At 37.4% G+C, this 20451-nt stretch carries 13 protein-coding genes and 1 pseudogene; 12 read left to right on the forward strand and 2 right to left on the reverse strand.

Going from position 1 to position 20451, the window contains the following annotated elements; translation table 11 throughout:
• Positions 1-170 precede the first annotated feature (170 nt).
• The 5 genes and pseudogenes from M5V91_RS24655 (at position 171) to M5V91_RS24675 (ending at position 5041) form a co-directional block, all read left to right on the forward strand.
• Positions 171-1076: an ATP-grasp fold amidoligase family protein gene (locus tag M5V91_RS24655; protein ID WP_284521566.1), complete on the forward strand. Its 906-nt coding sequence runs from the start codon at positions 171-173 to the stop codon at positions 1074-1076.
• A gap of 48 nt (positions 1077-1124) precedes the next feature.
• A complete protein-coding gene (locus M5V91_RS24660) occupies positions 1125-1868 on the forward strand; it encodes an oligosaccharide flippase family protein (RefSeq protein ID WP_284521567.1) in 744 nt (247 codons plus the stop codon).
• A 38-nt stretch (positions 1869-1906) separates the two neighbouring features.
• On the forward strand, positions 1907-2596 hold the full coding sequence (locus M5V91_RS24665) for an oligosaccharide flippase family protein (RefSeq protein WP_284521568.1): 690 nt from the start codon (positions 1907-1909) through the stop codon (positions 2594-2596).
• A gap of 67 nt (positions 2597-2663) precedes the next feature.
• Positions 2664-4038, forward strand: a pseudogene (locus M5V91_RS24670) (UDP-glucose dehydrogenase family protein).
• Positions 4013-5041 (forward strand): GDP-mannose 4,6-dehydratase, encoded by a 1029-nt coding sequence (locus M5V91_RS24675; RefSeq protein WP_251174191.1) that lies wholly within the window; start codon positions 4013-4015, stop codon positions 5039-5041. The pseudogene M5V91_RS24670 and the gene M5V91_RS24675 overlap by 26 nt, the downstream one beginning before the upstream one ends.
• A gap of 1168 nt (positions 5042-6209) precedes the next feature.
• On the opposite strand, the gene tagU is transcribed toward M5V91_RS24675, so the two are convergent.
• Positions 6210-7139 (reverse strand): polyisoprenyl-teichoic acid--peptidoglycan teichoic acid transferase TagU, encoded by a 930-nt coding sequence (gene tagU / locus M5V91_RS24680; protein WP_251174190.1) that lies wholly within the window; start codon positions 7137-7139, stop codon positions 6210-6212.
• Positions 7140-7399: 260 nt separating this feature from the next.
• On the opposite strand from tagU, the gene M5V91_RS24685 reads away from it, so the two are divergent.
• Entirely contained in the window at positions 7400-8848 is a 1449-nt protein-coding gene (locus M5V91_RS24685; protein WP_251174189.1) for an N-acetylmuramoyl-L-alanine amidase family protein, read from the forward strand.
• 288 nt (positions 8849-9136) lie between these two features.
• Here M5V91_RS24685 and M5V91_RS24690 read toward each other — a convergent pair whose 3' ends face one another.
• Positions 9137-9349, reverse strand: a complete 213-nt coding sequence (locus tag M5V91_RS24690; protein ID WP_251174188.1) for a hypothetical protein — start codon at positions 9347-9349, stop codon at positions 9137-9139.
• A 238-nt stretch (positions 9350-9587) separates the two neighbouring features.
• Between M5V91_RS24690 and M5V91_RS24695 the strand changes: the two genes are divergently transcribed.
• The 6 genes from M5V91_RS24695 (at position 9588) to M5V91_RS24720 (ending at position 20400) form a co-directional block, all read left to right on the forward strand.
• A complete protein-coding gene (locus M5V91_RS24695) occupies positions 9588-12695 on the forward strand; it encodes an N-acetylglucosaminidase (protein ID WP_251174187.1) in 3108 nt (1035 codons plus the stop codon).
• Between the two features lie 248 nt (positions 12696-12943).
• Positions 12944-13957, forward strand: a complete 1014-nt coding sequence (gene galE / locus M5V91_RS24700; RefSeq protein ID WP_251174186.1) for a UDP-glucose 4-epimerase GalE — start codon at positions 12944-12946, stop codon at positions 13955-13957.
• Positions 13958-14180: 223 nt separating this feature from the next.
• Complete coding sequence (locus tag M5V91_RS24705) at positions 14181-14795, forward strand: ABC transporter permease (RefSeq protein ID WP_369425916.1); 615 nt, start codon at positions 14181-14183, stop codon at positions 14793-14795.
• Between the two features lie 26 nt (positions 14796-14821).
• Positions 14822-16474 carry an ABC transporter ATP-binding protein gene (locus tag M5V91_RS24710; protein WP_251174184.1) on the forward strand — a complete coding sequence of 551 codons (1653 nt, stop codon included), beginning with the start codon at positions 14822-14824 and terminating at the stop codon, positions 16472-16474.
• A 94-nt stretch (positions 16475-16568) separates the two neighbouring features.
• The gene (locus M5V91_RS24715; RefSeq protein ID WP_251174183.1) at positions 16569-17744 is read left to right on the forward strand and encodes a glycosyltransferase; all 1176 of its coding nucleotides are present in this window, start codon (positions 16569-16571) and stop codon (positions 17742-17744) included.
• The gene (locus tag M5V91_RS24720; RefSeq protein WP_251266835.1) at positions 17731-20400 is read left to right on the forward strand and encodes a bifunctional glycosyltransferase/CDP-glycerol:glycerophosphate glycerophosphotransferase; all 2670 of its coding nucleotides are present in this window, start codon (positions 17731-17733) and stop codon (positions 20398-20400) included. Before M5V91_RS24715 ends, M5V91_RS24720 begins: the two co-directional genes overlap by 14 nt.
• Positions 20401-20451: the final 51 nt, after the last annotated feature.

The raw sequence follows: 20451 nt of genomic DNA on the forward strand, positions 1-20451 counted from the left end.
ATATTATGTATTATTCACGATTACAACAAAAAGGAATTATCGAGTAAATAAAGGTTTTTATGATTATATTATTAGTGAATATTATATTAAAATTAAATATTATTTAAAATATATATTAAAAATGTCTTGATGTAAATAAATTCCATTTGTATAAGGTAAGGAGAATACAATTGAAGAAATCTATTAGGAGCGTTTTAAGGGAAAATCAATTTATAGTTAGTGTATACGATACCCTAAAGCAATATTATTATAGAAGTTTATCAGATGAAACATTTATAAAAAAGAGAATAAAAAAATTAAATAGAGAAGTTAATCTGGAAAGTCCTACCAAATATAACGACAAGCTCCAATGGTTAAAACTAAATTGGATTGATAGAGATGCGACTAAATGCGCCGATAAATATGAAGTGAGAGAGTTTGTAAAAGAAAGAATTGGAGAGAAGTACTTAAATGAATTATATGACGTATATCATTCCATCGATGATATAGATATAGATAAATTACCTAATTCATTTGTATTAAAAGGCACTCACGGATCGGGATATAATATTGTTTGTAAAGATAAAACAACCATGGATTGGAATAAAGAGTTTAAAAAAATGAGAAGATGGATGAGGAAAAATTATTATTGGGAAAACAGAGAATGGGTTTACAAGGATATAGTACCTAAAGTAATATGCGAAAAATATATTGAACAGGATGATGGTGAAGAACTTAGGGACTATCGCTTTTTTTGTTTTAATGGTGAACCTAAATTTATAACGGTTGATTTTAGTATAAATAATAAAAAGAACACAAGAAGAAACTTGTATGATTTAGAGTGGAACTTAATGGAACAAGAAATATCCTATCCTAGAGAACTTACACTTAAAGTTAATAAACCTGATAAATTGGATGAAATGATTAAGTTTAGTAAAATGCTTTCTTCAAGTTTTCCTCATGCTAGAATTGACTTTTATTATATAAAACAAGAAATAATATTTGGTGAAATTACATTTTTTCATCAAAGTGGCATGGGAAAAGTTAAGCCTTTAGAATTTGAAGAAGAGATGGGAAATTGGATACAACTACCTTAAGTTATAATTGAATAATAGCCATTCTTCATTATTTAAGGAGTAAATAATTTGAAAGAAAATGAACTAAGGAATAAAATTTTCAATGCAACAAAATGGTCATCTCTTGCAGAAGTAGCAGCAAAAATAGTAAGTCCACTCACTAATATGGTTTTAGCTAGAATTATTGCTCCGGAAGCCTTTGGGGTCGTTGCGACTGTAACTATGATTACGAGTTTCGCGGATATGTTTACGGATGCCGGATTTCAAAAATATTTAGTACAACACGAGTTTAAAAATGAAGAGGAAAAGTTTAAAAATGCTAATGTAGCATTTATAACAAACTTTGTAATATCTATTTTTTTATGGGGAATTATTACTCTATTTAGCGAGCAAATTGCAGTATTAGTGGGGAACCCAGGTTTAGGAAGTGTTGTAGCGATTGCTTGTATTCAATTACCACTGACAGCTTTTTCGAGTATACAAATGGCTCTTTATAGACGTGATTTTGATTTTAAAACACTTTTTTGGATTAGAATGATTTCGATTTTCATTCCAGTAGTGGTAACTATACCACTTGCTCTATTGGGATTAAGTTATTGGTCATTGATTATTGGTACCCTCTTTATGCAGTTTTCAAATGCCATATTGCTTACTATGAAATCAAAGTGGAAACCAAAATTATTTTTTAGTATAGCAACACTAAAAGAAATGCTATCTTTTAGCTTATGGTCGTTAATTGAAGCGGTCTCTATCTGGTTAACAACGTGGGTTGACGCCTTTATTATCGGAAGTATTCTAAGTGAGTATTTTTAGGAATATATAAAACTTCTACTACTATGGTTAATTCACTAATGGCCTTAATTACTGCTTCGACAGTTCCTGTATTGTTCTCAGCTCTTTCGCGATTACAAAATGACAGTGAACAATTTAATCGCACTTATTTTAATATGCAAAGGATTGTATCAATTCTTATTTTTCCAATAGGTATAGGTGTGTATCTCTATAGTGATATGGCAACGCAAATACTATTAGGTGATCAGTGGAGTGAAGCCAGTCAGGTAATTGGCATTTGGGCGTTAACAAGTTCAATAATGATAGTATTTGGTCATTTTTCTAGTGAAGTATATCGAGCAAAAGGAAGACCTAAATTATCTTTTTTTGCTCAATTGCTACATTTGATAGTTTTAATTCCAGCTTGCATAATTAGTTCAAAGTTTGGTTTTTGGGCTTTAGTCTATACTCGTTCATGGATACGAATGGAATTTGTTCTTGTGCATTTAATTTTTATGAAAATAGCTATTGGAATACCAATTTTTAAAACATTAAAAAATGTCTATCCGACAGCGATCGCAGCTGTTGCAATGGGGCTTTTAGGATATATTTTGCAAAAATATAACGGAGGAACTACTTGGGTTTTTATTTCAATATTTATTTGTGTCTTGTTCTATTTTGGGGTTTTATTCCTATTTCCCCGTTTACGAAAAGAAATAAGCTTACTAACCAAGAGATTATTGCCTAAAAAGGTTAAAAAGGTAATCTGATTTATTAAAGGAAGAATTTATTTTAGCTGAGTTTTTATATCAAATTAAAATTAGGAGGATAAATGACATGTACAAAATAGCAGTAGCAGGAACAGGCTATGTTGGCTTAGTAGCGGGCGTTTGTTTTGCCGAAGTTGGCCATCAAGTAACCTGTGTTGATATTGATGAAAAAAGTTGATTTAATGAAGTCTGGCGTTTCTCCAATCTATGAGACAGGATTGGAAGAGTTAATGCAGAAAAATTATGCAGCAGGAAGAATTAATTATACCACCGATTATAAATCAGCTTATAAAGATGCGGATGCAATTTTTATAGGTGTTGGTACACCAGAGCAGCCAGATGGTTCTGCTAATCTTTCCTATATCGCAACAGTTGTAAGGCAAATTGCTGAGACAATTGAAAAAGATTGCCTTGTAGTCGTAAAATCTACGGTCCCAGTTGGTACAAATGATAAAGTGGAGCAATTTATATATGACTTTTTAGTCAATGATGTAAAGGTAGAAGTAGCTTCCAACCCCGAATTCCTGGCACAGGGTTCTGCAGTGCATGATACGTTGCATGCAGAAAGAATTATTATTGGCACAGAAAGTAAATGGGCTGAAGAAAGACTTATGAATATTTATGAGCCATTTAACTTGCCTATTGTATCAGTAAATAGAAGATCTGCAGAGATGATTAAGTATGCATCAAATGACTTCCTAGCCCTAAAAATATCCTATATGAATGACATTGCTAACCTTTGTGAGTTGGTTGGTGCGGATATTCAGGATGTTGCAAAGGGAATGAGCTTTGATGAGAGAATCGGCAGCAAGTTCTTAAATGCTGGTATTGGTTTCGGAGGGTCTTGTTTTCCGAAAGATACCAAAGCTTTAGAGTATATAGCTAAACAGAATGGTTATGAGCTTAAGACTGTTAAGGCAGCCATTGATGTGAATAAAGAGCAAAAGACAAAGTTATATAAAAAAGCAAGCAAAAGACTTATTACATTTAATGGTCTTAAGGTAGCTGTGCTCGGATTAACTTTCAAACCAGGTACGGATGATTTAAGAGAAGCTGCCTCCCTTGAGAATGTACCTTTGTTGTTAGAGCAAGGTGCAGATATTTATGCATATGACCCTGTGGGAGCGGAGAATTTTGCCAAGGTTCTTCCTGAAGGTAAAAGTGGAAAAGGTAGTATCACATATGTATCAAATATAGAGTATGCTCTAAAAGATGCAAATGTTTGTTTTATTTTTACTGAATGGGGAGAAGTAAAAGCAGTAACACCTGAAAGTTATAAGGCTTTAATGAGAACTCCTTTAGTATATGATGGTAGGAATATATACAATATTGAAGAGATGCAAGAAGCTGGGGTTGAGTATCACTCTATTGGCAGAACATCAACAAAAAGAGATAGTAAAAAGGAGTCGAAGAGACTTGAACTTAAAATCACTAGATACTAATAAAGTATACTTAATTACTGGGGCAGCCGGTTTTATTGGATATAACCTATCTAGAAAACTACTTGGACAGGGATGTAGAGTGGTAGGGATTGATAATCTCAATGACTACTACGATGTAAATCTTAAACATTCCCGTTTAAAACTGCTTGAACCCTATCAAAATTTTACCTTTATCCAAGCTGATATTTCAGATAAATTATTAATTACTCATATCTTTGAAGAGTATAAGCCGAATGTTGTGGTGAACCTAGCTGCTCAAGCTGGTGTACGGTATTCAATAGAAAATCCAGATGTTTATATTCAAACCAACATAATTGGTTTTTATAACATCCTTGAAGCCTGCAGATACAATCCAGTTGACCACCTTGTATACGCTTCATCTAGTTCTGTCTATGGGGCGAATAAAAAGGTTCCATTTGAAGAAACAGACTTTGTAGATAATCCTGTTTCGTTATATGCCTCAACTAAAAAATCAAATGAACTAATGGCTCATACCTACAGCCACTTATATAAAATTCCGACAACTGGATTGCGTTTCTTTACCGTTTATGGCCCAATGGGAAGGCCAGACATGGCGTACTTTGGATTTACCAACAAATACTTTTCTGGTGAGCCAATCAAAATCTTTAACAATGGCGACTTTGAAAATGACCTTTATAGGGATTTCACGTATATAGATGATATTGTGGAAGGGATTGAGCGCCTTTTAAGTAATCCTCCAGAAGGGGATGATTCTGTTCCTCATAAGGTGTTTAACATTGGGAATAACAGTCCTGAGAAGTTAATGGTATTTATAAGATCCCTCGAAAAAGCATTAAGTAATGCTTTAGGGAAAGAAGTAGTATTTGAGAAAGATTTCGAACCAATCAAGCCAGGTGATGTACCTGCTACTTATGCATCTACTAATCAATTGCAGGAAGCTGTAGGCTTTAAGCCTGAAACACCGATTGAGGAAGGGTTGCAGAAGTTTGCGGAATGGTATGTCCAGTATTATAACAAATAACCAATAAAACTCAGACAATGAGAGCCGGCTATAAATAAGTTTAAGGTCGGCTTTTAATTATAAGAACTTTAAATATAATATAAATTAATTAATGTTTATACAAAAATTGGGATTAATCTAATCTCTTATTTAAGGGATATAAAAATTTGTTAAATAATTATAAGAAAACACAAAGCTAGATATTAAAAGGAGAAAAAGGAATTAAGGAAAGACTTTAGAAAAAAAGCGGCATAGGCAAAAAATGAAATTAAGAAAAAAATTAAGAGACTAGAAACTTCTTTACCAAGGTTAAGAAAGTTTATTTAAAATCTCTCGAGATACGAAGACAGTTGGAAAACCTTAAGAAACAACATGAAGAAAAAGAGAGAGCGAAACTAATAGAGAAAGATCTAGAGTACAGAAGACTGAGAAAAATCTTATTCGTTCGTAATACAAAAGAGATAGAAAAACAATTCAAATGTAATCTTACCTTCTTGTGGAGAAGTGGTTAAGTGGAAGCAGTTGAAAGTTCTATATTCATGAATTATTTGCTAATATGGTAGGTTGATATAGGACAGGAGGATTTTTATTGGATAGCAAGATATCATGAACTCTATATTTCTTTTTGGCCGGTTTCCTAAAAGGCTGCATTTAGTCTTTTAATATGAGTTTGCCCCTTTGATAACCTAATGCAATTTCTGCAAGGAGCTTTTCCGAGTTTAATTACCTGGTTCTCCATCATTCTCCTTTCAATGTAATCTTTAAAAAAATCAAGTTTACCATTTCTTTTTCTTTTCTTTCCGGTGTGTACCGTGTCTGAACTTATGTATTTTTTTACTGTCTTCCGGTCCATTTTCAGCTCTCTTGCGATACTGAAATTCTTATACCTTTTTTTACATGTCCTTAATGTTAAAAAATACCCATCTAAAATAAAACCATAGCTCCTCTCAATCACTATGGTTTTATTTTAGATGGGGAATTTTATTAAGGCTATAAGGGGGATTTTAGCATCGGCTTAAACAACTCGTAACTGTCCGTCATTATATCTTTAACAACTGGTCACTTCTTTTTACTTGAATATATATTTTTGCCTACGCAAAAACACCTCCGAATCAACACATAGAGTAAATTCGGGGGTGTTTTATAGTGTCTCATTTATTTAGGCTAGGTCTAGACAATCTTTCCTTTTTTATTTCAGATTAAGATGTGCCTTCAATTCATTTTGAACTCGTTGCTGCTCATCGCTTGAAATAATCAGATACCAAATCTTATTTAATGTCTGCCCATTACCGGACATGGTCATCTGTTCAATATTTCCCGCAGCATCTCTATAATTTTTCTGAATATCCTTCATCTCAGCAAAAGTCATATTTGTACGCACATTCTTCCCGAGTGCTCCAAAAATATCGTCAAAGTTTGTCAGGGAGTTAACACTTATTCCCTTTTTAATAACACCTTGGATAATTTGGCGCTGACGGTCCTGTCGCCCAAAGTCTCCTTTAGGATCCTGTTTTCTCATCTGGACATACGCTAAAGCAGCATCACCATCAAGATTATTGCTTCCTTCAGTAAACTGATAGGCGCCTTGATTAAATGAAAGGGAGCTATTAACCGTAATACCACCTACTGCATCTACTATATCCTTAAACCCTTCCATATTCACTTTAATATAGTAATCAAGAGGGATATCCAGGAAATTCTCGACAGTTGCCATGGACATTTCTTCATTTCCAAATGCATAGGCATGGTTAATTTTATCCTCGAATCCTTTTCCTACAATCTCCGTTCTCGTATCACGGGGAATGCTGAGCATCTTAATGGACTTATCATTCGGATTAACGGTGAGGACAATCATAGTATCAGAACGGCCTTTGTCACCTGAGCGCTCATCCACACCCAGCATCAAAACAGAAAATGGCTCCTTTTTAGCCAGTGTAATTTTTTCAGTCCGTTTATCTGATTTCTCCCGGTCAATCGGCTGGTGCATGGTTTCCACAGCATCTGTCAGAGATTTATATACCATAAAGGCATAACCGCCTCCGCCAATCAGTAAAACCAAAAATAATATTCCGATCACTTTCAGCCATTTCGGCTTTTTCTTTCTTTTTTCGGCTCTCATCTATTAAATCCTCCACGTTTTTACAAGTTTTGTAATCCTATCTTATAGAATATCAAAATTCATGCAAAATGGATATAGAAATTTAGAATGATTGCCCTATTATTTGCCAGAAAGGAATGTGTGTGGTAGGCCTAATGTAATAAAAATCCGATCATAAAATAAATAATTAGTAAAAAAGACCCTGATTATTTCCTTTTTCATGTATTATAGTTTAATAGATGAGTTTTTGGTAAATATTCGACAAAAAAGGTGGGTAATGAGTGAAGTCATCATTGGTAAAAGTCTTCTGTGTTTTGGTCTTATTGTTTCATTTTGTTCCTCAGTTTACTCAGTCAGTTCATGCTGCATATTCTTTTGAGGGAAAGGCAACTGCCACCATTCTGAATGTCCGTGCTAAGGCCACAGTTTCTTCCACTGTTATAGGAAAGCTGAAAAAAGGCCAGGTCGTTACGATAAGTGCACAGCAAAAAGGTTGGTCCAAAATTACAACTGGCAAAACGACTGGTTGGGTTTCTTCAGCTTATCTCTCGCCTGTTACTTGGACCGGTTACGTAACAGCCACCAGCTTAAACGTCAGAAAGCTCCCTAATGCAAATGGTTCCATCGTAACAAAAGTACCTATAAATACTGCAGTAACGGTAGAGGGGAAGGATGGAAGCTGGCTCAAAGTGTATATCCCAAGCCAAAAGAGTGGGGGATGGGTATCAGCTTCCTATGTGTCAAAAAAGAAGCCGGCTGTTCCTCCTAAAACCTTAGGTGCATTTTATGTTACTGCTGATATATTAAATGTCCGTGCCAGCGCAGCAGCTTCTTCTAAAGTTGTGGGTAAGGTTTCAAAAGGAGCAGCAGTTGAAGTACATAGCCAGAAAGGAAATTGGTCTTCAATAACAGCAGCTAAAGGGTTAAAGGGATGGGTTTCTTCTTCTTATATTGATAAAAAAAGGCCGGTAGATGAAGAGGAAGCTGTCACAATTAAAGAAACAAGAATTATCCTAAAGGAGAACAGCAATATCCGAAAAGGCCCGGGCACAAACTTTGGGGTTATCGCTTTGGAAAAGGCCGGCACTTCTCTTGTCAAAACAGGAGAGAGCAAGGGCTGGATCAAAGTAAAAACAAGTAAAGGCAAAGAAGGCTGGATTGCCGGCTGGCTAGTGACATCTCCCAATTCAGGTCTGAAAGGAAAGGTTATTGCCATTGATGCGGGGCATGGTGGTTTTGATAATGGAACGAGCGGAAAAATCCACAAAGAAAAAACTCTCAACCTAAAGACAGCCCAGGAGTTAAAAACGCTGCTCCAAAAGTCAGGTGCTAAAGTGGTTATGACTCGTTCTAATGATCAACAATATTTAAGTCTCAATCAGCGGGTGAATATTAGCCATGTACAGAAAGCAGATGCTTTTATCAGTATCCATTACAATGCCTATTCAAGCACCAGTTCCGGAATAATGACCTTTTACTATAATAACTCCAAAGATGGACGCCTTGCTCAATCCATTCATAATGGCTTACTGGTTCAGACAGGCATGAGAAATCTAGGTGTGAAATATGGGAATTACCATGTGTTAAGGACAAACAAGCAGCCATCTGTATTGCTTGAATTAGGTTTCCTTTCCAATCCCAATGAGGAAAAACATGTAGCAACAGCTGATTATCAGCGAAAAGCTGCAATGGGAATTTATGATGGCCTTAATCAGTATTTCCTTAAGTAATAGAAATAAAATGGATATTAGAGGTTGTTCCTTCTCTGGGACGCCTTTTTTTATGGAGCAATTGTCTAATTCTTTTCCGCGTAAAGGTATAAAATTAATCTATCTTCTTCTGAACCTCTACATTCAATTCATTAATACTGAAGCAATGGTTATTTCTTATAGAAGGAGACTTGTAAACCCTCCTGTCATTTGTGGTTCGTTTTTTGTGACAATAATCAAAAAATACGGAAAACCTTGTTAAGAAGAAGGTACTCTGAGCATTTTACTTGGTCTCTTTTGTAATAATTCTTATTTTATATAGACGAGCCAGACTCCCAATTCCTCGTCAAAAAACGGCTCGGATGTGGCATGAAGGACATGCTGATCATCGGAGTCTATAAAAGGGGTTCCGTCCGGATGAAACATGCGAAATCTGTCACCTATTTGAATAGTGTGATATCCTGTTTCCTCCCAAATTCCATCTTTATGCACTTCGATTTTGTGAAGCTCCATTTCCTCCATTATCAACACCACCAAGTTCAGTTTTCTCATTCAATTAAAGGGTATCCAGAATTATACATTCCCATTCGTTTTTGGACTGAGTTTTAAATTCTCTTAACATCGTTTTGACAAAAATTAAAAATATATTTCTATTAGTATATTTTTCTGCAATTTTCGCATTGTGAATTGTAAGATTTATAGATAAAATAAGTAATGGTGTCAAATTATGTAATGAATAAGAGAGATGGGGGATAATTAGTTGAATGCTAGAAAGTGGATGATTCTGGTTTCTGTTTTGGTGTTGATCTTGTCAGTTTCAATTTTTCCTGGTAAATCTGAAGCATTTACAGATTTATCAATTTATAAAGTGGAAACAGGGAAATTTGGAAGTGAAAGCGAGGCAAATGCAGCCTTAGAACAGCTTAGAAAGGACACAGGATGGAACGGAGTATATCAGCAGACTAGTAATTATCAAATTACAAGTGGCTATTTTCCAGGTGAATCTAAAGTAAAAGAAGTCCTTAAGCAAATGGAATCCTCGACAGGCATAACAGGTACATATGAAGGCTGGGGAGAACCACAGGAATATCAGGAGGTCATCAGCGGTTATTATAGCAGTGAATCTGCAGCTCAGGATGTATTACGGCAGTTTGAAAGCTCTACGGGTTTTCAAGGCAGATACGAGCAATGGCTTGATCCGCTTAGTAAATACAAAGTTACTAGCGGATATTATAATGGAGAGTCGACTGTAAAGGGGATTCTAAAAAAGCTTGAAGAACAAACCGGTGTAACCGGTAAATACCAAGGCTCAGGTGAACCTCAGGATTATTATAAGCTTGTTAGCGGCTACTATAATGGTGAAGCGGCTGTAAAGGATGTCATTCAAAAATTCGAAGCTTCAACAGGCATGAAAGGGAGCTATGAAGGCTGGGGCAATCCGGAGAAGTTCTATCAAATTACAAGCGGCTATTATAATGGAGAGTCATCCGTTAAGAATGCCCTCAGCCAAATGGAAACAGCTACGGGTGTAAAAGGAAGCTATAGAGGCTGGGGGAACCCGGAAAACTATTATCAGCTTACAAGCGGCTATTATAATGGTGAAGCAGCCGTTACTAATATTCTAAACCAGCTTAAATCTGCTACTGGGATAAATGGTACATATAAAGGCTGGGGCAATCCCGAAAAATATTATGTGCTAAAAAGTGCCTATTACAGCAGCGAATCTTCTGCCCGGAATGTCATACAGCAATTAACTTCTTCTACAGGAATTAAAGCAAGTTATGAAGGCTGGGGAGAAGCAGAGAGCTATTACCAGCTTACAAGCGGCTACTATAATGGAGAAGCGACAGTCAAGAGTGTGGTGCAGCAGTTTAAGTCTGCCACTGGAATCAATGCAGGATACGAGTCTATCGGAAGCGGGAGATACCAGCTTAAATCAGTTCCTGTACTTGGAATGGAGACGGTTAATCGCGGACTGGAATTTTTCAAGAAAAAGAATTTGAGTGCCCAATATCAGGCAACAGGTGAAAAGGGCTATACAAAATTCCAGATTATTTCCCAGCCGGTTTTGGGTGATGCAAATCTGAATAAGGCTTTAAATTTCTTTAACCAAAAAAGCCTAAAAGCGGAGTATCAGGCAACAGGGGAAACAGGCTATAACAAGTTTCAACTAGTAACTGAACCTGTGCTGGGAATAGGCAAAGTAAATGAAGCTCTTGCGTTCTTTGGACAAAAGAAGCTGAAAGCTGAGTATCAATCGAACGGCAAAACAGGGTATACCAAGTTTGAACTGGTTTCTGAGCCTGTATTGGGTGATTCCAAGTTAAATGCGGTTCTTTCATACTTTAAGCAGAAGAACCTTAAAGCGAATCATCAGGCTACGGGAGAGACTGGATTTACCAAGTTCCAGTTCGTTTCAGAGCCTATTCTGGAGGTTTCAAAGCTTAAAACAGGGCAGGCATTCTTCGCAGGAAGAAACTGGAAGGTAGAAACTCTGCCAACAGGAGAAAAGGGATATACGAAATTTGATATAGTTCTTGATTCTGTATTAGGATCAAAGCTTAATGATGTTCTTGCATTCTTTAAACGGAATAATTGGTCCGCAGACTATCAGCCTGTTGGAACAGTGCAGGAAACGAATCGATACCAGATTGTTTCAGAACCCCTTATAGGAACAAGTAATATCAACAAAGCTCTTAATTTCTTTACAAGCAGAAATTTAAAGGCATTCAATCAGTCTACTGGCGAAAGAGGATATGATAAGTTTTATATTAAATCTGCTCCGATAGCCGGCACGGTTTTACTCAATAAGGGGCTGGATTTCTTTAAATCCAATAATTGGTCAGCTACCCATACTGTAATCGGTGTGCCGCATTATCAGATTGTAACCCAGGAGTTTACTGGCTATGACACAGCGGCAGACGTTATTGGGAAGCTGAAGACTTTGTATGGATGGACTTCTTATGCTGTCAAGGTTAAAAATGGACCGCAGTTGATGTATACGAATTATGGCCTTTCTCTTAACCAAATGCTGGATATCCAAATGACTAGAAGCCCACAGACCGATAAGTATCGGAATGAGCCAAGGTTCATCCATGCTGATTATGTGGATACAAGTAAAGGTATTGTAACCGGTGATAACGTTAATGTACGAACAGCGCCGTCTTTGACTGGGACAATTACTCAGAAAGTGAATTCTGGAACTCAAGTGCTAGTGATTCGCAAAACAGGGGATTGGATCGAAGTTCGTATGACTTGGCAGGATGCTAAGTCAGCAGATGTAAGTGAATATTTAAATCCTAATAACTTTAGCATGGACAGCAAGTATTATTTCCAATTTCTCAAATTGTCCAAGCCGGCATATATTGATGCAGCGGAGGTAAACAGCAAAATCCTTAATAATAAAGGTATTCTGACGGGCAAGGCACAAGCCTTCATATCCGCTGCACAAATGTACAGCATTAATGAGCTATATCTGATTTCTCACGCTCTATTAGAGACAGGAAACGGAAGTTCGAAGCTTGCTAACGGTGTAACGTATAATGGCAAAACAGTTTATAATATGTATGGTTATGGGGCATATGATTCCTGCCCGCTTGAATGTGGCGCTAAAACTGCCTATGAAAATGGCTGGTTCACACCTGAACAGGCTATCATTGGCGGTGCAAGACTTATCAGCAGCGGCTATATTTATAACACAACGTTCCAGCAGGATACGTTGTACAAGATGAGATGGAATCCTGTGCAGCCTTCACATCAATATGCTACAGATATTGGCTGGGCATACAAGCAGGTTGGCAGCATCTATAACTTATATCAATTGCTTGATAACTATACCCTATACTATGATGTGCCAAAATATAATTAGAAAGAGAAAGCTGGTCCAAGTAATTGGGCCAGCTTTTTTCTGCGATCTTGCCTGCCAGATGAATGGAAATGAAAAAACTATATTTCTAACTGCAAATCAGGTATAATTATGAAAGTGTTTTTAATCAATCGACAAAAATCTGTATGACTTGACAAAAAGTTTCATGTGCTATTTGTGGATGAGGCTTGAGAATACCGCAAACATTTTGGTATCTTTTCTATAAATTCTTTTTGAAAGAGGGATTTAATATGACAGTTTTAGTCACAGGGGGCGCTGGATATATTGGAAGCCATGCTGCCGTAGAGTTGCTTAATAATGGATATGAAATTGTAGTTCTTGATAATTTATCAAACAGCCAAATGGAATCAATCAGGCGTGTGAAAGAGTTAACAGGCAAGGAGTTTCCTTTTTATTCATATGACTTATTAGAAAAGGAAGCGCTGGACCAGCTCTTTAGCAACTATCAATTTGATTCTGTTATGCATTTTGCAGGTTTAAAAGCAGTAGGTGAATCTGTGGAAATTCCATTAACGTATTATCATAATAATATTACCGGAACGTTGAACCTTTGTGAGGTCATGGCCAAATATGATGTGAAGAAGCTGGTTTTCAGCTCTTCTGCCACCGTATACGGCAACCCGGATCGTGTGCCGATTGATGAATCATTCCCTCTATCAGCCACTAACCCTTATGGCCGCACAAAATTAATGATTGAGGAAATCTTAAGAGACTTATACGTTTCGGATTCATCTTGGAGAATTGCGCTGTTAAGATACTTTAATCCAATCGGTGCACATGAAAGCGGACGAATCGGAGAAAATCCTAATGGTATTCCAAATAACCTGATGCCATATATCACTCAAGTTGCTATTGGCAAACGAGAAAAACTATCAGTATTCGGCAATGATTATGATACACATGATGGCACAGGTGTACGTGATTTTATCCATGTAGTCGATTTGGTGAAAGGCCATTTAAAAGCCCTTGAATATTTGGATGGAAATCAGGGAGTAGAAACGTTTAACCTGGGAACGGGAACAGGATACAGTGTACTTGATTTGGTCAATGCCTTGAGCTCTGTCAGTTCGAAGGAAATCCCATATGAGTTCACGGAACGCCGTCAGGGAGATATCGGCGTTTGCTATGCAAACCCTGAAAAAGCAGCCAAATTATTGGGGTGGCGTGCTGAAAAGGGGCTTCAAGAGATGTGCCAGGATTCCTGGAAGTGGCAATCAACTAATCCAAACGGATTTGAAGAATAAGGTTACGAATCTTAAGAGTCAGGAATCAAAGGAGTAATTTTATGTTTGATATATACAAGGAAATGTGGGAACGCCGCAGAATGGTTCATGCATTGTCCTTAAATGAGATAAAAAGAGAATATGCGGGTACTTTATTTGGTTTATTTGGGGACTTATAAATCCGCTAATGAGGATAGCTGTTTTTTGGTTCGTTTTCAGTGTCGGTGCCCGGGCGGGAGGGCCGGTGAATGGTGCTCCTTTTATGGCGTGGCTCGCAATCGGAATGGTGGCGTGGTTTTTAATCAATGACGGATTTAAACTGGCGCAGAAATCCTTTCGGAGCAAAAGGGGTATCATAAAAAATACTCCTTTCCCGATCGCCATATTGCCGGCGGTACAGATTTTGTTTTCCTACTATACTCATTTGATATTATTGGCCGTTATGCTGGTGGTTATTGGCATATCTATTAAGAGCATTTCATTCTACTGGTTCCAGCTTCTATATTATGATTTTGCCGCCTTAATGCTTCTATTGGGTCTCGGTTCGGTTACGGCTCCGCTGGTAGCCATCAGTAAAGATTTCGGTCGTTTCTTGGACACCACTCTTGTATTCCTGTTTTGGATGACGCCTATTTTCTGGTCTATCGATAATTTGGGTCTTGGTGCCTTGGAAACGGTGATTAAACTAAACCCATTTCATTATATTGTCCAAGGCTATCGTGATTCCTTCCTGTTTGATACGGGTTTTTGGGAGTATCCACTGTATACGCTATATTTCTGGGCATTGGTATTCTTATTATTTGTTTTAGGAAATTACTTATATAAACGTATGAAACCTATTTTTCTTGATATATTGTAACTTTCACTTGTGAAAGGCGGATCATTATGGAGATTGCAGTCAGTGTGAAGAATCTGACAAAAAAATATAAGCTATATGATGACAAATGGGGACCTATTAAAGAGGTTCTTACCCATAAAAAGCTCCACAAAGAGTTCCTGGCCCTTAATGATGTTTCAATAGACTTCCCTAAAGGGGAGTCTATTGGCGTTTTAGGTAAAAATGGTTCAGGAAAATCAACTCTGCTCAAAATTATTACAGGCATTGCGGATCCTACCGCCGGAGATGTACGGGTGGATGGGTCTCTTGTATTTTTGGATGTCAGCTCCGGTATTGATGCTGAATTAAGCGGATATGAGAATATCTTTATGAAAGGAATTCTGCTGGGCTATTCAAAAGAGGAAATGATGGAAAAGGTTGAGGATATCATCGAGTTTTCGGAACTGGGAGAGTTCATCCATCAGCCTGTGAAAAATTATTCTTCTGGTATGAGGTCTAAGCTGGGTTTTGCGATATCGGTGAATGTGGATCCTGACATCCTTATTGTCGATGAAGCCTTGGCGGTTGGAGACTCTCTATTCAGAGAAAAATGTATGAATAAGATGAATGAATTCAAGGAGAAGGGTAAAACCATTATATTCGTCAGCCATGACAAGCATGCTGTCGAATCCTTTTGCTCCAAGGCAGCCTGGATTCACCAGGGGAATCTGATCAGTTATGGAGACTCCAAATTTGTTGGCTCTATTTATAATGATTTTATGAGCGGCAGGAAAACGCTTGAAGCGATTAAGTCAGAAATACAATTTCATCATTCTATCGAAAAAGTGGTATATAACACGACTTCAGAGGGGATTTCCTTGGATTTGGAAGGTTATTTATACAGTGACAATGAAACGGCTGCAAAAGATTTTGAAGCAGTTCTGCGGGACTCCCGAACAGGGGAATATCTATCCAAGCCAATAATAAGGAAAGCACTAAAGAATCATTCCATGGTTCCGGCAAGTCAAAAGGATCAGGCTGGATTTTCAGTGCAATTTTCTGAAGCTCAACTAGCTGCCTTCGTGAAGCCCGGAAAATATGATGTTGGCATCAGGTATAAGGGCGAAAAGGAAGAGTGGACAGAATTCCCTTTATGGGCAGGACAGGCAGAGGTTATGGAAGATAATTCGGTCCAAGGTCCGTATAAATATCATTTAAAACAAGAAAGCAATAAACTTTTTATGACCGTTGATAACCACGAAAAGGTTCAGGAACAGATCAACAAGATCTGGTTTGATGAAAATTCCTTGAAAATAGAAGGGGTTGCTTTTGTCAGAGGGTATGAAACTGATTCGGAAGATGATGTAAGAATGGAATTCCATTTAATTAACATGGAAACGTTTGAAGAAAGAGTTTATCCAGCTGAAGTGAGCGAAACGGAGGAAATAACAGAGAATGTCTCCTTCAATCCTCAAGGGAAAAAGTATAATTATTCACAATTTCATGTGGATTTGGATATTGCAAATATTCCTGTCGGCAGATACGAGTGCAAATTAAGATACGAAATGAAAAATCCGCCGCATCATAAAATGCTGGTCCTGGCATGGGCATCTAAACATGACCAATATCCATCTGTTCCTTATAAAATAGAAAACAAAGAGATAGACGTACAAACTGGTTCCAAATATCTCTTAATCGAGGTAAAGGGCAGCCTATCATAAAAGCTCTAAAACTTGGGCAGATTATACTTATTCTTGAAGAAGTACGGACCTGGGAAAGAGGTTTTTTATATTAGGGAATATGAGGAGTTATAAAATGAAATCGAAGAATATTGTGTTTGTTTTAAATGAATATAATGGCCATGGCGGCGCACAGAGGGTTGCTTCCATTCTGGCGGATGATTTCCTCAAAGATGGACATAACGTTGCCGTTTTAAGTATAAATGAGCAGGAAAATGAGCCAAGCTATTTTTCTGCTGACATACCTGTTCATATAGTACACAAGAATGGATACCGCGCACCGATTGCCAAGGAAATCTCTTCAAACCTGAAGGCTTTGCGATTCAATAAGGTTGCATCGGAAGTCAAGAGGAGGATCGAGCTCGTTAAAAGAAGGAAAGAAGTGCAAAGATTCTTTGACAAATATGGTGATGAAGATGTGTATGTCATTATCATCCAAGTTTGGGGAATGCAATGGATTCAGCCTGTTCTGTATAGGAAAAATGTGAAGATCATCGGACAAAGCCATGAAAGCGTTGCGGCTGCGAAAAATTCCCATCGCTATAAAAGGCTTCTCCGATATTATCGTCAAGTATCGAAGTTTTTATTATTGACCCAAAAAGACTCCGAATACTTTGCAAATCTGGGTTTTACAAATGCCGGGGTCATGTATAATCCATCGCCGTTCAGATCTGCCAACGAAGCTTTGAAGTTATATTCAAACAAAACGATTGTTTCGACAGGAAGACTTATTGAGGACAAAGGGTTTGATGTGCTGATTGAATCCTTTTCCAGGGTGGCGGAAGATATACCAGGATGGAAGCTTGAAATTTACGGTGAAGGGCCTGCGAAAAAGTCACTCCAAAGCCTGATTAATGTTCTTGACATGAATGATCGGATTCATTTAAAGGGTCAAACAGGAAATGTTCAGGAAGTATTAGAAAGTGCCAGCTTCTTTGTACTGTCTTCCAAAGCTGAAGGGCTGCCCATGTCTTTAATAGAAGCACAATCCTGTGGCCTTCCGTGCATCTCCACGGACTGTGCCCCTGGTATACGGGAGATCATTGATGAATATGAAAATGGGTATTTAGCACCGGTTGGAGATGTGCCTGTACTGTCGCGGCATATTAGGCGCCTTGCGCAAAATGAGGATTTATTTGCTGAATTTAGCGAGAAGTCTTTTAGTAAAAGTGAGAAATTCGAAAAATCTGTAATCAAACAGCAATGGTATGACTTATTTGATGAATTGGGAGGTGGGCATGGTGTTAACTAAATTAAATACTCAGCATAAGCCGCCTAAGCTATCTGTCGTTGTCATTGCTTTCAATAACGAATTATATATTGAAGAATGTTTGGAGTCCCTCCATGAACAAACATATAAGGATTTCGAAGTAGTTGTCGTAAATGATTATTCTAAAGACAAAACCGGAGAAATCATCGATGACTTTATTAAAGATAAACCAAATTTTAAATCCATTCATCTTCAGGAAAACAGTGGAGGCTGCAGCACACCCCGGAATACAGGGATTGAAAACACAACTGGAGAGTATATCATGTTCCTGGATGGTGACGATTGGTATACGGTGGATGCGTGCGAGAAAATGGTCGCTGCCATTGAAAGGACAGGCTCAGACTTTGTGGCAGGACAAGCAATTCGCACAAATAATTATCACATCTGGTATCATAACCAAATTTATAACATTGAACGGACTAATATAAATATCCGGGATTTTAAAGTGCTTCTTTTTGACAGCGTTTCTACAAATAAGATCTATAAGCGTTCTTTTTTGGACAAACATCATTTACGTTTTCCTGAAGGCATTCATTATGAAGATGTTGTTTTTACAGGTAAAGCATATTTCCTTGCAGAAAGTGTAAGTATTATTCCGGAACCGATTTACTATTGGCGGGTAGTCGAAAATGCTGCAGTAAAATCCATATCCAACAGAAGATTTGAATTTGAAAACTTTGAGAACCGAATTATATCCCATCGATATTATGATAAGTTCTTGAGAGAAAACAGAGATCTCCTCTACCAGGAACATAAGAATAACCGTTTTCTGCGCCATGATTTAAAATTATATATAAATGATTACCTGGAATTTGACGAAGAATATAAAGAAAAATTCCATGCCCTGATTTATGAATATATGCACGAGGTTATGGACGAATATGCATTTACGAATCTTGCCGAAAAAGACCGTATTCTATACTACTTGCTCTATTTAGGTGACAAAGAGGCATTTCAGGATTATATTGCCTATATTAATGGACTGCCTACGAAGGCAAATAGAATTTACGCTGTTGCTGATCAATATTATTTCCGTCCTTCTATTCAAAAATATAATGAAAAGTTCCTTCGGATCAGCAGTTTAAGAGTAGATTTCAATCTACATGATATGAAATTAAATCATGATAAGCTCGTTTTTCAGGCAAATATCAATTCAGAATCAATTAATGATGAAGAAATTGATTTGTATTGGGTGCTTCGAAATAACCTGACAAAAGAAATGCTTGTTTCTGATAGCGAGGGTGGAAACAGGTATAGTATTGATCTGAAGAATATGGAGCCTGGAAACTATTATTTATCCTTAGTTATTAGTCATCAGGGCAACCTTCATAAGCGTCTAGTTAAGAAGACGGATATTCATGACTTCAGTAATAAACTGGTTAAGAACAATGGATTATCAAAAGCATTCTTTATTAATCACAAAAATTCCTTTGCCATACAAGTGCTTCCATTAAGAAGAATGGACCAGGTTAAATGGATGTTTTCCAAAAGGAGAAAACCAAAACAGCATAAGAAACCGGGAGTTCTTCAAAACGCCCTTACTAATTTTATCAAGGGCCGAATTAAAAAGCTCCCTGTTAAATCGAACTGGGTGGTCTTCGAAGCCCATATGGGAAAACAGTACAGTGACAGTCCTAAGTATATTTATGAAGAACTGCTGAAGGGAAATAACAAATATAAATATATCTGGTCCTTTGAAGATCCGGAAGCTGTCGAGGTGCCTGGAAATCCTGTTAAAGTTAAAAAAAATAGCCTCAAATATTATTATTATCTTAACCGATCCAAGTATTGGGTAGATAACCAGGGAATTGCACATTTAGTCCCTAAGAAGAAAGATCAGGTGTATCTGCAAACCTGGCATGGAACACCTCTTAAGAGAATGGGCTATGACCAAAAAAAGCTTCCTAGTGAAACGGAGCTGTCACGACTTCGGGTTCAGACAGATGCTTGGGATTTCTTCATTTCTCCAAACTCCTACAGCTCCAAAATATTTACGCGCGGGTTCCGGTATGGGGGAGAGATTCTTGAGACAGGTTACCCAAGAAATGATATTCTGATTAACAAGCCAAGGGAGATTGCGGAAAAGGTTCGGAATGAAACAGGGATTTCTGAAGGCAAAAAGGTCATTCTTTTTGCTCCTACATTCCGGGATTGGGATCCCAACTCATTCCAAAAAACACTCGCAGATATCCAGCAGCTTAGCAAAAGTGTTGACCAAAACACTATTATCCTGCTCCGGCTGCATTACTTGTTATCTGCAAAGATCTCTCATATGAGAATGCCTGAGAATGTCATAAATGCATCAGGCTATCAGGATATACAGGAATTATATTTGGTGTCGGATGTATTGATAAGTGATTATTCATCTGTCATGTTTGACTTTGCATTATTAAAGAGGCCGATTATTTTATACTGCTATGACTTGGAAGAATATTTGGCCCGCCGGGGAACCTACTTTGATCTGGTTGAAAAGGCTCCTGGTCCGATATGCAGAAAGATAGATGAAGTCAATTCCTTCTTGAATCATCCTGCCCGATTAAACGAGTATGAGCAATTACTGGACCGTTTTGTTGCTGAATTTGGCAGTATAGAAGATGGCAATGCTTCTAAAAGAGTTGTAAACAGGGTTTTTCATTAACTAAATAAAAAGAGTTGCTTTTTGCAGCTCTTTTTATTATTTTGGCATTTG

This window comes from Cytobacillus pseudoceanisediminis (genome assembly GCF_023516215.1).
GTDB classification, from domain to species: Bacteria; Bacillota; Bacilli; order Bacillales; family Cytobacillaceae; genus Cytobacillus; species Cytobacillus pseudoceanisediminis.

Excerpts from the sequence above, each read along its gene's own strand:
- M5V91_RS24715 (WP_251174183.1), top strand. The coding sequence starts at position 16,569 with ATGAAATCGAAGAATATTGTGTTTGTTTTAAATGAATATAATGGCCAT.
- tagU (WP_251174190.1), bottom strand. The coding sequence starts at position 7,139 with ATGAGAGCCGAAAAAAGAAAGAAAAAGCCGAAATGGCTGAAAGTGATC.
- M5V91_RS24710 (WP_251174184.1), top strand. The coding sequence starts at position 14,822 with ATGGAGATTGCAGTCAGTGTGAAGAATCTGACAAAAAAATATAAGCTA.
- galE (WP_251174186.1), top strand. The coding sequence starts at position 12,944 with ATGACAGTTTTAGTCACAGGGGGCGCTGGATATATTGGAAGCCATGCT.
- M5V91_RS24720 (WP_251266835.1), top strand. The coding sequence starts at position 17,731 with ATGGTGTTAACTAAATTAAATACTCAGCATAAGCCGCCTAAGCTATCT.
- M5V91_RS24690 (WP_251174188.1), bottom strand. The coding sequence starts at position 9,349 with ATGGAGGAAATGGAGCTTCACAAAATCGAAGTGCATAAAGATGGAATT.
- M5V91_RS24665 (WP_284521568.1), top strand. The coding sequence starts at position 1,907 with ATGGCCTTAATTACTGCTTCGACAGTTCCTGTATTGTTCTCAGCTCTT.